15 protein-coding genes are annotated in these 12,565 nt (G+C 64.0%); 10 read left to right on the top strand and 5 right to left on the bottom strand.

The features are described 5' to 3' along the window. Positions 1 to 118: 118 nt before the first annotated feature. On the bottom strand, positions 119 to 901 hold the full coding sequence (locus tag QN085_RS21720; protein ID WP_023661854.1) for an IclR family transcriptional regulator: 783 nt from the start codon (positions 899 to 901) through the stop codon (positions 119 to 121). Positions 902 to 1,075: 174 nt separating this feature from the next. Between QN085_RS21720 and hmgA the strand changes: the two genes are divergently transcribed. Genes hmgA through maiA form a run of 3 tightly spaced genes read left to right on the top strand, consistent with a single transcriptional unit; the run spans position 1,076 to position 4,318 of the window. Further along, complete coding sequence (hmgA, locus tag QN085_RS21715; RefSeq protein WP_023661853.1) at positions 1,076 to 2,377, top strand: homogentisate 1,2-dioxygenase; 1,302 nt, start codon at positions 1,076 to 1,078, stop codon at positions 2,375 to 2,377. Between the two features lie 3 nt (positions 2,378 to 2,380). After that, on the top strand, positions 2,381 to 3,673 hold the full coding sequence (gene fahA, locus QN085_RS21710; RefSeq protein ID WP_041505621.1) for a fumarylacetoacetase: 1,293 nt from the start codon (positions 2,381 to 2,383) through the stop codon (positions 3,671 to 3,673). A gap of 12 nt (positions 3,674 to 3,685) precedes the next feature. Beyond that, positions 3,686 to 4,318, top strand: a complete 633-nt coding sequence (maiA, locus tag QN085_RS21705; protein ID WP_023661852.1) for a maleylacetoacetate isomerase — start codon at positions 3,686 to 3,688, stop codon at positions 4,316 to 4,318. Here the strand turns inward: maiA and QN085_RS21700 are convergent. Continuing rightward, a complete protein-coding gene (locus QN085_RS21700; RefSeq protein ID WP_013974185.1) occupies positions 4,312 to 5,118 on the bottom strand; it encodes a SirB1 family protein in 807 nt (268 codons plus the stop codon). The two genes, maiA and QN085_RS21700, sit on opposite strands and share 7 nt — an antisense overlap. Positions 5,119 to 5,242: 124 nt before the next feature. Here QN085_RS21700 and QN085_RS21695 point away from each other — a divergent pair, with 124 nt between their 5' ends. Continuing rightward, positions 5,243 to 6,262 (top strand): Leu/Phe/Val dehydrogenase, encoded by a 1,020-nt coding sequence (locus QN085_RS21695; RefSeq protein WP_013974184.1) that lies wholly within the window; start codon positions 5,243 to 5,245, stop codon positions 6,260 to 6,262. A gap of 242 nt (positions 6,263 to 6,504) precedes the next feature. On the opposite strand, the gene QN085_RS21690 is transcribed toward QN085_RS21695, so the two are convergent. Beyond that, positions 6,505 to 6,768, bottom strand: a complete 264-nt coding sequence (locus QN085_RS21690; RefSeq protein ID WP_003260692.1) for a YebG family protein — start codon at positions 6,766 to 6,768, stop codon at positions 6,505 to 6,507. 500 nt (positions 6,769 to 7,268) lie between these two features. Between QN085_RS21690 and QN085_RS21685 the strand changes: the two genes are divergently transcribed. Next, the gene (locus tag QN085_RS21685) at positions 7,269 to 7,739 is read left to right on the top strand and encodes a phosphate-starvation-inducible protein PsiE (RefSeq protein ID WP_013974183.1); all 471 of its coding nucleotides are present in this window, start codon (positions 7,269 to 7,271) and stop codon (positions 7,737 to 7,739) included. Positions 7,740 to 7,742: 3 nt separating this feature from the next. On the opposite strand, the gene QN085_RS21680 is transcribed toward QN085_RS21685, so the two are convergent. Both QN085_RS21680 and QN085_RS21675 read right to left on the bottom strand, forming a co-directional pair. After that, positions 7,743 to 8,033, bottom strand: a complete 291-nt coding sequence (locus tag QN085_RS21680; protein WP_024087728.1) for a DUF3509 domain-containing protein — start codon at positions 8,031 to 8,033, stop codon at positions 7,743 to 7,745. Between the two features lie 121 nt (positions 8,034 to 8,154). Further along, the gene (locus tag QN085_RS21675; protein WP_003260689.1) at positions 8,155 to 8,502 is read right to left on the bottom strand and encodes an HPF/RaiA family ribosome-associated protein; all 348 of its coding nucleotides are present in this window, start codon (positions 8,500 to 8,502) and stop codon (positions 8,155 to 8,157) included. Between the two features lie 232 nt (positions 8,503 to 8,734). On the opposite strand from QN085_RS21675, the gene QN085_RS21670 reads away from it, so the two are divergent. Genes QN085_RS21670 through QN085_RS21650 form a run of 5 tightly spaced genes read left to right on the top strand, consistent with a single transcriptional unit; the run spans position 8,735 to position 12,500 of the window. After that, complete coding sequence (locus QN085_RS21670; RefSeq protein WP_013974181.1) at positions 8,735 to 9,040, top strand: DUF3649 domain-containing protein; 306 nt, start codon at positions 8,735 to 8,737, stop codon at positions 9,038 to 9,040. After that, positions 9,037 to 10,614, top strand: a complete 1,578-nt coding sequence (locus QN085_RS21665; protein ID WP_013974180.1) for a PepSY-associated TM helix domain-containing protein — start codon at positions 9,037 to 9,039, stop codon at positions 10,612 to 10,614. The genes QN085_RS21670 and QN085_RS21665 overlap by 4 nt, the downstream gene beginning before the upstream one ends. Then, a complete protein-coding gene (locus tag QN085_RS21660; RefSeq protein WP_013974179.1) occupies positions 10,614 to 10,940 on the top strand; it encodes a DUF3325 domain-containing protein in 327 nt (108 codons plus the stop codon). Before QN085_RS21665 ends, QN085_RS21660 begins: the two co-directional genes overlap by 1 nt. A 22-nt stretch (positions 10,941 to 10,962) precedes the next feature. Next, positions 10,963 to 11,520 carry an RNA polymerase sigma factor gene (locus QN085_RS21655; RefSeq protein WP_015271766.1) on the top strand — a complete coding sequence of 186 codons (558 nt, stop codon included), beginning with the start codon at positions 10,963 to 10,965 and terminating at the stop codon, positions 11,518 to 11,520. Next, the gene (locus tag QN085_RS21650) at positions 11,517 to 12,500 is read left to right on the top strand and encodes a FecR family protein (RefSeq protein WP_024087726.1); all 984 of its coding nucleotides are present in this window, start codon (positions 11,517 to 11,519) and stop codon (positions 12,498 to 12,500) included. Before QN085_RS21655 ends, QN085_RS21650 begins: the two co-directional genes overlap by 4 nt. Positions 12,501 to 12,565 lie beyond the last annotated feature (65 nt).

The following is a 12,565-nucleotide window of genomic DNA, read 5'->3' as shown; positions in this document are numbered from 1 at the left end:
GCGGGGGGGAGAGCCCTTCATGCCGGCCAGTGAGGTAAGAATAAGCGCCTGATCCTGCAGGAAAAATAGCCGCTTATGACATTCACCTTTACGTATCGGGCAATAGTGCCGAAGGCGCTCAGTTGGCGGGCGAATAGCCCATGCGCCAGCTGGTTTCCCGTGCTGCTGCCAGCAACCGTTGCGCCGCCGGACCATGCTCGTCGGCATGGAAGATCGAGGTTGGCCCGACCACCGTCATCACCGCGGCGATCTGCCCCATGGCATTGAACACCGGGGCCGACAGCGCATCCACGCCCGGCATCAACAGCCCGTGCACATGGTGCAGGCCACGTTCACGAATGCCCGCCAGTACTGCCTGGTAGTCGGCGGCGCTGTGCTGCAGGGCGGCCAGTTCCCGGTCACGCAACTCCACGGTCTCGCGCTCGGGAAGATAGGCGGCGAACACCAGCCCGGTGGACGAAGTGAGCAGCGGCAGTACCGAGCCGATCTGCGTTACCACCGTGACCGCGCGTACTGCCGGCTCGATGCTGACCACTGTCGCGCCCTGGTTGCCCCATACGGCAACGAAGCAGCTCTCGTTCAGTTCATCGCGCAGTTGAGACAACGGCAGCGCGGCAATCTTCAGCACATCGATACTGCCCAGCGCCGCCAGCCCCACCCGCAGTGCCTCGCGCCCCAGGCCGTAATGGTTGGTGGCCGCATCCTGTTCGGCAAAACCGCTGGCGATCAATGCCTGAAGGTAACGGTGCACCTTGCTCGCTGGCATCTGCACATGTTCCGCCAGGCGCGACAGAGAGGTGGACGGGGAGAGCTCGGCAAGAGCCTTCAGGATGTCGGTGCCGACCTCCGCCGAGCGGACTTTCTGCTTGCCGTTGTCGGCGGGGGAGCTGGCTTTGGCCATGGACATCTTCTTCCGGATTCGTCGAGTCGCGCCTTTATAGCTTGACGCATTGCCCGTAGCAAATTACGTTATTCGTAATCTGATTACGATAAAAACAATGCAGACGTGCTGCCATCCCGCCCCGGGCCAGCAGCCAGCTGCCAGCAACGGCTCGGCCAGAGCCCGGAGGCATCGATGAATCGCGATACGTCACCCGACCTTCACTACCTCAGCGGCTTCGGCAACGAGTTTGCCAGCGAAGCGCTGCCAGGGGCCTTGCCGGTCGGGCAGAACTCGCCGCAGAAGGCGCCCTATGGGCTGTATGCCGAGCTGCTCTCGGGCACGGCGTTCACCATGACCCGCAGCGAGCTGCGCCGCACCTGGCTGTATCGTATTCGTCCGTCTGCCTTGCACCCGCGTTTCGAACGCCTGGTGCGTCAGCCGCTGACCGGCCCGCTGGGGCCCATCACTCCCAACCGCCTGCGCTGGAACCCCCAGCCGATCCCCGTCGAACCGACCGATTTCATCGAGGGCTGGCTGCCCATGGTGGCCAACGCCGCTGCGGAAAAACCGGCCGGCGTGAGCATCTACATCTACCGCGCCAACCGGTCGATGGAGCGGGTGTTCTTCAACGCCGACGGTGAACTACTGCTGGTGCCGCAACAGGGCCGCCTGCGCATTGCCACCGAACTGGGGGTGATGGAAGTCGAGCCGCTGGAAATCGCGGTCATCCCGCGTGGCATGAAGTTTCGCGTCGAACTGCTCGACGGCGAGGCCCGCGGCTATATCGCCGAAAACCACGGCGCACCGCTGCGCATCCCGGACCTGGGCCCGATAGGCAGCAACGGCCTGGCCAACCCGCGCGACTTCCTCACCCCTGTGGCGCACTACGAAGAGGCCGATGGCCCGGTGCAGCTGGTGCAGAAGTTCCTGGGCGAACATTGGGCCTGCGAACTGCAGCACTCGCCGCTGGACGTGGTCGCCTGGCACGGCAGCAACGTGCCGTACAAGTACGACCTGCGTCGCTTCAACACCATCGGCACGGTCAGCTTCGACCACCCGGACCCGTCGATCTTCACTGTGCTGACCTCGCCGACCAGCGTGCATGGCATGGCCAACATGGACTTCGTGATCTTCCCGCCACGCTGGATGGTGGCCGAGAACACCTTCCGTCCACCATGGTTCCACCGCAACCTGATGAACGAGTTCATGGGCCTGATCAATGGTGCCTACGACGCCAAGGCCGAGGGCTTCCTGCCGGGTGGCGCCTCGCTGCACGGGGTTATGAGCGCCCATGGCCCCGACGCCGAAACCTGCGAAAAGGCTATTGCTGCCGACCTGGCACCGCACAAGATCGACAACACCATGGCCTTCATGTTCGAGACCAGCCAGGTGCTGCGCCCGAGCCTGCAAGCCCTTGAATGCCCGCAGTTGCAGGCCGACTACGATAGTTGCTGGGCCACCTTGCCGAGCACCTTCAACCCGAACCGGAGATAACCCATGAATCAGACCGCCATTGCCCGTAGCTGGGTCGAGCACGCCAACGGGCACAGCGACTTCCCGCTGCAGAACCTGCCGTTGGGCATCTTCAGCCGGCCGGGTGAAGCCAAGCGCTGTGGCGTGGCCATCGGCGACGCGATCCTGGACCTGGAGGCGGTGCTGGCCGCCGGCCTGTTCGACGGTGCAGCCAAGGCCGCGGTCGAGGCCACCCGTGGTGGGGTCTTGAACGCATTCTTCGCCCTCGGCCGCGGTGCCCGCGTTGCCCTGCGCGAGCGCCTGCTGGTGCTGCTGGGCGAACACAGTGAACATAAGGCGGCTCTGCAGGCCGCACTGTACCCGGCAACCGCCTGCCAGCTGCATGTACCGGCGCAGATCGGTGACTACACCGACTTCTACGTGGGCATCGAGCACGCCAAGAACGTGGGCAAGCTGTTCCGCCCCGACAACCCGCTGCTGCCCAACTACAAGTACGTGCCGATCGGTTATCACGGCCGCGCCTCGACCATCCGCCCATCCGGCACCGATGTGCGCCGGCCCAAGGGCCAGACTCTGCCGGCCGGGCACACCGAGCCAAGCTTCGGCCCCTGCGCGCGCCTGGACTACGAGCTGGAGCTGGGTATCTGGATCGGCCAGGGCAACGACATTGGCCAGGCGATCCCGGTAGGCGATGCCGCCGAGCACGTGGCTGGCCTGTGCCTGCTCAACGACTGGTCGGCGCGCGATATCCAGGCCTGGGAATACCAGCCGCTGGGGCCGTTCCTGTCCAAGAGCTTCATCACCACCATCTCGCCTTGGGTAGTTACCGCCGAAGCGCTTGAGCCGTTCCGCTGTGCCCAGCCGTCACGCCCGGAGGGCGACCCGCAGCCACTGTCGTACCTGCTGGACAAGCGCGACCAGGCCGCAGGTGCATTCGATATCGAGCTTGAGGTATTGCTGCTGACCGAGCAAATGCGCGAGCAGGGCCTCGCCCCGCACCGCCTGACCCTGAGCAACACCCGCAGCATGTACTGGACCGTGGCGCAGCTGGTCGCGCACCACAGCGTCAACGGCTGCCAGCTGCAACCGGGCGACCTGTTCGGTTCGGGCACGCTGTCGGGCGCCACGCCAGGTTCGTTCGGCAGCCTGCTGGAGATAACCGAAGGTGGCAAGCACCCGGTGGAACTGGCCAGTGGCGAGGTGCGCAAGTTCCTCGAAGACGGCGACGAGATCATCCTGCGTGCCCGCTGCGTGCGTGAGGGCGTGGCCAGCATCGGTTTCGGCGAATGCCGCGGCAAGGTCGTCGCGGCCAACTGAGGAGGCAGGGGCATGGAGCTGTACACCTATTACCGTTCCACCTCGTCCTACCGGGTACGCATTGCTTTGGCACTGAAGGGGCTGGGTTACCAGTCCCTTCCGGTCAACCTGCTGCAGGGCGAACAGCGCGGCGCGGGTTATGTCGCGGTCAACCCGCAGGGGCGCGTTCCGGCGTTGCGTACCGATGGCGGTGAGCTGCTGGTGCAGTCGCCGGCGATCATCGAGTACCTGGAAGAGGTTTATCCACAACCTGCGCTGTTACCGGCCACGGCCGAGGCGCGTGCCAAGGTGCGGGGCGTGGCGGCGATCATCGGCTGCGATATCCATCCGCTGCACAACGTCAGCGTGCTCAACCGGCTGCGCCAGGCCGGCCAGGACGAAAGCCAGGTCAACCAATGGATTGGTCACTGGATCAGCCAAGGGTTGGGGGCAGTTGAGCAACTGATAGGCGATCATGGCTTCTGCTTCGGCGATGAGCCGGGCCTGGCGGATGTCTATCTGATCCCGCAGTTGTACGCGGCCGAACGTTTCAACGTCGACCTCGACAGCTTCCCGCGCATCCTTCGGGTTGCCGCCCTTGCGGCCGAGCACGCGGCGTTCGCCCAGGCCCACCCCGCCCAGCAGCCGGACAGCCCGGCTCAGTGAATGGAACGGTTCGCCGCCGGAAGCTTGCCGATACGTTCGGAAAGCTTCAGGCGCTGGACCGGGTCCTCTGTCAGCAATAACGCATGCTCCAGATCGAAGCGCTCGGCCTGCGGGCAATCCAGATGCTGGTATAGCGAAGCGCGAGTCACATAGTCGCTGACCTGCACCGGGCCCAGTTGCATGACCCGCTCGGCATCGATCAGTGCCGCCAGGTGGTTGTCGTTGCTTATATGCAACTGGCGCAGGTTGCGTGACAGGCGTTGCAGCATCTGCAGCGGGCTGGCACTGCGCATGTGCTCGGCAGTCAGCGCTACATGCGGGCCGAACTGGCGAGCCAGCAGCTCACGGCAGTCGTTGGGGTAGAGACGCCGGCCGCCACAGGGGTCAAGCAGGTGATCGGCACCCGGCACGCGCAGCAGGAAATGGCCAGGGAAGCCTACGCCCTCAAGGGGTATGGACAGACGCCGGGCCAGTTCCAGGGCGAGGATGGCAAGTGTCAGCGGTTGGCCACGTCGGCGTTGCAGCACCTTGTCCATCATCGCGGCATGCGGGCGCAGCGGGTGATATTCATCCTGCTGGAAGCCCAGGGCATTGAGTTGGCGCAACAATGGCTGTGCCAGTTCGCACAGCGGCAGCATCGGCAGATTGGTGCTTATCTCACGCTGCAGGTCATGCAGCTTGGCAAGGCTGGCCGCGGGCTCGACGCTTCGGTCGTGCTCGGCAGCAATCCATAATGCGGCTTCCAGCAGGGCGACGGGCTCGCGTTCCAGGCAGGCCAGGCAGGCTTGACGTGGCTTCATGGGGCTTCTCCACACACGCTTGAGTATTAGCCGCGGTGCGCGGTTTCGTCCAGTGGTCCGGCGGCGCTACCAGCCCAAGGGCCGTGCCTATACTGGAAAGAGCACCTCGTAGGGGAGCCTGTCGATGTTCGCGCTGATGCAAAGCACCCGTACCCAGTCGCTGCACTTGTTCACCGATCCGCCTACCGGCCTGAAGGCTGTGGTGGTGATCCACAGCGAGCAGTTGGGCCCCGCCATGGGCGGTTGCCGCTACCTGCCTTATGCCGATGATGAAAGCGCCATGACAGACGCCATTCGCCTTGCCCAGGGTATGAGCTACAAGGCGGCGCTGGCTGGCCTGCCATTGGGGGGCGGCAAGGCGGTGATCATGCGCAACCCGCATGTGGAAAACCGTGCCGCGCTGTTCGAGGCCTTCGGCCGCTTCATCGACACCTTGCAAGGGCGCTTCATCATCGCCGTGGACAGCGGCACCTCGACCCTGGACATGGACTGCATTGCCCAGAGCACACCGCATGTGACCAGCACCACGGCCTCGGGTGACCCCTCCCCGCATGCGGCGATGGGGGTTTTTGCCGGCATTCGTGCCACCACTTCGTTCCGCCTTGGCAGTGATGACCTGCAAGGGCTTCGGGTTGCGGTGCAAGGGCTGGGCAATGTCGGTTATGCGCTGGCGGAGCAACTGCATGCGGCGGGTGCTGACCTGCTGGTGAGCGACCTGGACCCCGGGCGGGTGCGGCTGGCGGTGGAGCAGTTCAATGCCCATCCGGTGACCAACGATGCGTTGATCAGCACCCCTTGCGACATCTTTGCCCCTTGCGGTGTGGGGCCGGTGTTGAACGGGCAGAGCGTGATGCAGTTGCGTTGTGCGGCCGTGGCGGGGGCGGCGAACAACCAGCTGACCACCTTGCAGGTAGCCGACCAGCTGGAGTCGCGCGGGATACTGTATGCGCCCGATTACGTGATCAATGCCGGTGGGTTGATCTACGTGGCACTTACCCATCGTGGCGAAGACCTGGGCAACATCACCGCGCACCTGGCGCGGATACCTTCACGGCTGACCGAAGTGTTTGGCCATGCACAGGCAGAGAAGCGCTCGCCGGCGCGGGTGGCGCAGATGTTGGCAGAGCGGTTGCTCTACGGCTGAGGGGCGATACCGGCTTTGCTGGCCTCTTCGCGGGCACGCCCGCTCCCACAGGGATAGCGCCCGAGCTCAGCGCTTGTGCCGTACCTGAAGCAGCAACTGTTCTGCCCAAAACTCTGAAAACCTGCGCGGTCCTTGTGGGAGCGGGCGTGCCCGCGAACACGGGCGCAGCCCGTGCCATCCACCTTGACCGCGCTGAACCTCAAGCCATGCGCAATCCTTGCAGAAGCGGCCAGTGCAGGTAATTACTCGGCCGCTGGCGCTTCGAGCAACTCGGCCAGCGCATCCGGCTGGCTCTTGAACGCCCGGGCGAACACATCGCGGTTCTTGGCCATGTAGATACCGGCTTCCTCAACCTGTTTCTCGCTCAGCGAGGGCACTGCCTTGTGCAGTACTTCGGCCAGGCGCTCGGCCAGTTCGAGCATCTTGTCGTGACGGTCTGCTTCGGCCTTATCCATGAACAAGCGCTCCGGGTCGCGGCTGCTGCGGTACACCACTTCGACGGCCATTCATCACCTCTATGCCTTTTGCTGGTTGCGTTTCGATTTACTGTATCTATATACAGTAATAGCAATGTTGATTGCTTCGCAAGCAGAAATTGTAGCGTGGTGCAGAGGGCTTACGGCTTCATGCCCAACTCAACATCATCCATCAGCGCCTTAGCCATCCGGGCCCTTTCGCGGGTGAACCCGCTCCCACAGGTACGGCATCTACCTCAAGGCCTGTGGAGATCCTGTGGGAGCGGGTTTACCCGCGAAAAGGCCAGCCCAGACAACGCAACACTCAAACCTCAGTGCAAACTCCGAGGCTCAGCGGGCATCTGCACCTGAACCAGTGCCGACTCAAGCAAAGCCCGCAACGTCTCTAGCTTATGCAACTTGCCACGCCTCAAGGTGCCTTGCGGCAATCGGTCGCCTTCCAAGGCAGGGGCCTGGCCCTTTAACTGCATGGCACAAGCGTCACACCGGTGACGCATCATCCTTCAAGACGTATCGGGGAATGGAACATCGTGAACATCAAATGGGCAGAAAAGCTGCGAAAGGGTCTGCACGGCTCGGCCGACTCGCTGGGAAACCTGTGCGTCGAGGCATTCCATTACCTGGCGCTGTTCGGCATTGGCGCGATCACCGCCTATGCGGCGGTGATGACGTTCCTCGACATGCTCGGCAAGGGCGGGGTCAGTGTCGATGACATCCTGCTGCTGTTCATCTACCTGGAGCTGGGGGCGATGGTCGGCATCTACTTCAAGACCAACCACATGCCGATCCGCTTCCTGCTGTACGTGGCCATCACCGCGCTGACCCGCCTGCTGATCGGCGACGTCTCGCACCACAAGGCGCCAGACGTAGGGCTGTTGTACCTGTGCGGTGGCATCCTGTTGCTGGCGTTCGCGATCCTGGTGGTGCGCTACGCCTCGTACCGCTACCCCTCGACCAAGGTACTGGATGCCAGCGGCAAGGAAGTGGAGGAGGGCAAGTAGCCCTCAGTTGGCGATGAAATGGCGCGGCTCGTGGCGGGCGTCACGGGTCAGCGCGGCCAGCACCTGAAGGGGGTTCTGGTTGTGCTCGATGGCCAGGCCCAGGCGGATGCTGTCGATCACCCGCTGCAGGCGCACCGGGTCATTGCGCTGGGCCTGGGTGATGAGGCGCTTGGCGACCACGCCAGCGTCGTCGGACAGGGTCAGCATGATGCTGCCGTCGAGGTTTGCAATGCTCAGGTTGACCCGGTATTCGGGGGCGAATGCAGCACTGATTCGTTCGAATGGGTTGTTCATGGTCATGCTTCTGCGGTGAATGAATGCAGAAGTTGACCGGGGAAATTACCTGTTGGTTCAGCGCCATCGATCGATACAAACGAAAACGCCCGGCATCAGGCCGGGCGTCTTGCGTTGCCGATCAGGCGTCTGGGTCACTCAGTTCCAGGGCGCCGCGCTTGCTGCGCAGTTTGCCGTAGAAGTGTTCCAGCGCGTGGTTGAGCTTGGTGGCGGCACCATCGACCGCCTGGTCCAGCGAAGTGGCGGTGTGGGTCACGGAAATCGGTTGATGGCCTTTGGGGCGAGCCTCCATCTGGCAGCGTTTGTCATGCGGTCCGGGCTTGGCGCCGTTCTCGTCGCGCAGGTGAACCTCGATGCGGGTGAGGTCGTCTTCGTAACGTTCCAGCGAGTTCTGCAGTGTGCTGCGGACCCACTGGTCGAGCCGGGCGTTGCCTTCGAAATGGTTGCTGCTGTTGACCTGGATTTGCATGATTCAATCCTTATTCAGCTTGCTCGCATGGAGACGCGCCTAGGCCTCTGAGACCCTTGGTATTTCTGCGTCTCTTGACTCTAAGGTCAGGCAACGGCGAAACGAATTCAAGCCCTTTTTGAAAATAAATTTCTTGTTGCATTCAAGGCAGCAGGCGGCTCATCGCGTGGCCTTTGCTTATGAGAATTGAAATCATTATTATTGCAGCCCCGAAAACGCCCGGACCATCGCCATGACGCGCAAAACCGCCGGTCTCTCGCTCAGCTATCGCCTGGCCGTGACGTCACGCAGCCTTGCCGCGCTGCTGGGTGGCTACCTGCTGGCGTCCGTGGCCAGCGTCTGCATTTCCCTGGTAGCGCCGCTGCCACGGGTCGATGCCACGCTCACCGGCCTGCTGCTGTCATTCGTTTTCTACCTGCTGGCGTTCATCTGGTGCTTTGCCTGCCGCAGCGCTTTGCGCGCCTGGCTGGGCGTACTGGCGCCAAGCGTGCTGCTGGGGGTGATCAGCGGGTTGGCTTACTGGATGAAAACCCCATGAAAGAAGGCTTCCGCCAGGCCATGGCCTGGCTGCACACCTGGACCGGCCTGATCTTCGGCTGGCTTTTGTTCGCCATCTTCCTCACTGGCACGCTGTCGTATTTCAAGGAAGAAATCACGCACTGGACGCAACCAGAAGTACGAAGCCATGCGCTGGACCCGAGCCATAGCCTGGAGGTGGCCCAGCGTTATCTGCAGGACAATGCAGGGCATTCGGGCACCTGGCTGATTCGTATGCCCAACGCACGCGAGGCCGCCTTGAACGTGGGTTATCGCGACCCAAATGGCGGGCCACGCGGTTTCGTCACCAAGACCCTTGATACCCAGACCGGGCAGCCGGTGGCGGCACGCGACAGTCGCGGTGGCGAGTTCTTCTACCGCTTCCACTTCCAGTTGCAGATGCCACACCCTTTCGGCCGATGGCTATCGACGTTGTGCGCCTTCATCATGCTGTTGGGGCTGGTCACCGGCATCATCACCCATAAGAAAATCTTCAAGGAGTTCTTCACTTTCCGCCCAGGCAAGGGCCAGCGCTCCTGGCTGGACGGGCACAACGCCATTGGCGTGCTGGTGCTGCCCTTCCACCTGATGATCAGCTACAGCAGCCTGGTGTTGTTCATGTACATGGTGATGCCGGCTGGCATCATGGCCAGCTACGGCAATGACACCGGCAAGTACTTCAACGAACTGTTCGGCCGTAACAATGCGCCCAAGGCGGCCCATGTGGCCGCGCCGCTGGTACCGTTGCCGAGCCTCTATGCCAAGGTGCAGGACCTGCAACCGGGCGCGCGTATCGGCCGTATCCAGGTGGAAAATGCCGGCGACAGCAATGCCCGCGTTACCTTCACGCAATCGGCTGCCGACCACGTGGCTTACCGGCGTAGCGCCAACTGGACCTTCGATGGCGTCAGCGGTGTGCTGTTGAGCCAGGGCAAACCGGAGAGTGGGGCAATGATGACCGCCTTCAGCTTTGCCGGCCTGCACATGGGCAATTTCGCCGGGCCCTGGCTGCGCTGGCTGTACTTCTTCTTTGGCGTGGCCGGTACTGCGGTGATTGGCACCGGCCTGGTGATGTGGCTGGGCAAGCGCCAGCTCAAGCATGCCAGGAGCGAACGCCTGCCGGGTGAACTACGCCTGGTCGAGGTGCTCAATATCGCCAGCATGAGCGGCCTGTTGCTGGCCGTGGCGGGCTTCTTCTGGGCCAACCGCCTGATCCCGATGGGTGTCGAAGGCCGGGCCGACTGGGAGGTCAACGCCTTCTTCACCGCCTGGGGCCTGTCACTGGTGCACGCTGTGCTGCGTAGTGGGCGGCGGGCATGGGGCGAGCAACTGGCACTGGGCGCGCTGGCCTTCGCCTTGCTGCCGCTGCTTAACGGCCTGACCACCGGCCAGGGCCTGAACCATTCGCTACCTGCGGGTGACTGGGTCATGGCTGGTTTCGACCTGACAGCGCTGGGCACCGGCCTGTTCCTGGCCTGGATGGCCGGCAAGATGTTACACAGCCCGAAGGCTGTGGCCATGCGGGCCCCTCGTGCGGCAAGGAAGCCAAGCACTGAGACGGCGGAGGCGAGCTGATGCTGGGTAATGCACTGATCGCTTACGCCGGCTTCGTTGCCCTGTGCCTGGCCATGGAGAAGCACTTCGTCGACCTGCTCGGGCGCAAGCCGCGCCCCGGGCCGTTGCGCCTGTTGCGCAGTGCCGGTTGGCTGTTGCTGGTGCTGTCGCTGGTGCTCAGCGTGCACCTGCGGGGCTGGGCCCATGGCTTGGTGGAGTGGACCGCAGTGATGATGGCCGGGGTGACCCTGTGGGTGTTCGGCCTGCCATACCAGCCCCGCCTGTTGCTGGGCCTGGCCGCCGCCAGCGTGGTGCTGGGGCCGTTGCTGGCCGTGTTCGCCGAGTGACCAGGTGAGCGAACCGGGCGACATGATCGAGGCGGATGCCGAAAGCGGCGGCGGACGTGCGCGTTTCGTCCAGGTGTTCCAGGCCCAGCGGGCACGCATGGAAGCCCTGGTGAGCCGCCGGGTCGGCTGCCGGGCGACGGCATCGGACCTGGTCCAGGAGCTGTTCCTGCGCTTCTGGCGTCGCCCTGAGGTCAAGGTCGAGGCGCTGGATACCTACTTGCTGCGTTGCGCCGGGAACCTCGCCATCGACCACCTGCGCAGCGAAGGCAGCCGCGAGCGCGCAGCCGAAGCTGTGTTGCCGCTGGATGAAGCGGCCATGGCCCAGGCCCCGGAACAGGCCGTGGAGGTCGATCACGACTTGCAGCGCATCGACGCTGCCTTGCGCGCCTTGCCCGAGCGCACCCGGCAGATCTTCCTGCTCAACCGTATCCACGGCTGCAAGTACGGCGAGATCGCCAAGGCCATGCAACTGTCCCAGAGTGCGGTGGAAAAGCATATGATGCGCGCCCTCGAAGCGTGCAAGGCGAGTGTTGCCGAGCCCGCGTCCACCCCACGCCGGCCAGGGAGTGCCCGTCGATGAGCCGTTTACCGCCGATCACCGAGGCGCAGTCCCGTGCTGCACTTCAATGGCTCAGCCGCATCAACGAGCAGCCTGCGCAAGCCGAGGGCGCGGCGTTCAAGCGCTGGCTGCTGGCCGAACCTGGGCACCGTGAGGCCTACGCCCAGGCCCAGGCGCTGTGGCAGAACAGCGCCGCCCCGGCGGCGCGCCTGGCCGCTGAAGAACAGGCAAGCCTGCAACGTTACCTGGATGCGATGGCCAGGCCACCGACCAGGCACCCCTGGCGGCAGCGGGTCGCGGCGCTGGCGGTGGCTGCGTGCCTGGTACTGGCCGTGGGCGTTGCCGGTGGTTGGCACCCGGCCCTGTGGCTGCAGGACCTGCAGGCCGACTACAGCAGTGCTGGTCAAGTTCGCCAGGTGACCTTGGCCGACCAGTCGCAGGTGACGCTGGATGCGGGGAGCGCGATTGCAGTCGATTTTGTGCAGGGCGAGCGCCGCGTGCGGTTGTTGCATGGCGCGGCGTTTTTCCAGGTCACGCATACCGGCACGCCGTTCGTAGTGGAAGCTGCCGGTGGCGAGGTGCGCGTGCTTGGCACCCAGTTCGAAGTGCGCGAGCAGGTCGAGGGGGCCCAGGTCACTGTGAGCAGCGGGCGGGTGGCGGTGAGCCCGGCGCCGGGTGCAGCAGCGCGTGAACTGACGGCCAACCAGCAGGTGGCCTATGCTGCCGGCCAAGTCGGCGACACCCTGGCGGTGGATAGTGACAACCGCCTGGCCTGGCGCCAGGGCTGGCTGAATTACTACCAGGTGCCGCTGGCGCAGGTGGTCGAAGACTTGGGGCGCTACTACCCGGGGCGCATCCTGTTGCTCGAGGATGAGTTGGGGCAGCGCAAGGTCAGTGGCAGTTTCCCCGTGGCCGAGCCGTTGCTGGCGCTGGATTCGCTGGGCAAGGTGATGGGTTTTTCGCGGCAGACTGTGCTGGGGCGGTTGACCCTGATCCGGTAGTCGCCTGTGCGGGCCTCTTCGCGGGTGAACCCGCTCCCACAGGAAGGGCGCAAGTTTCAAATCCT

The organism is Pseudomonas sp. M2(2023) (assembly GCF_030263955.1).
GTDB classification, from domain to species: Bacteria; Pseudomonadota; Gammaproteobacteria; order Pseudomonadales; family Pseudomonadaceae; genus Aquipseudomonas; species Aquipseudomonas asiatica.
The sequence above is the reverse complement of the archived record's forward strand: the minus strand, read 5'-3'. Positions and strand labels throughout refer to the sequence as shown.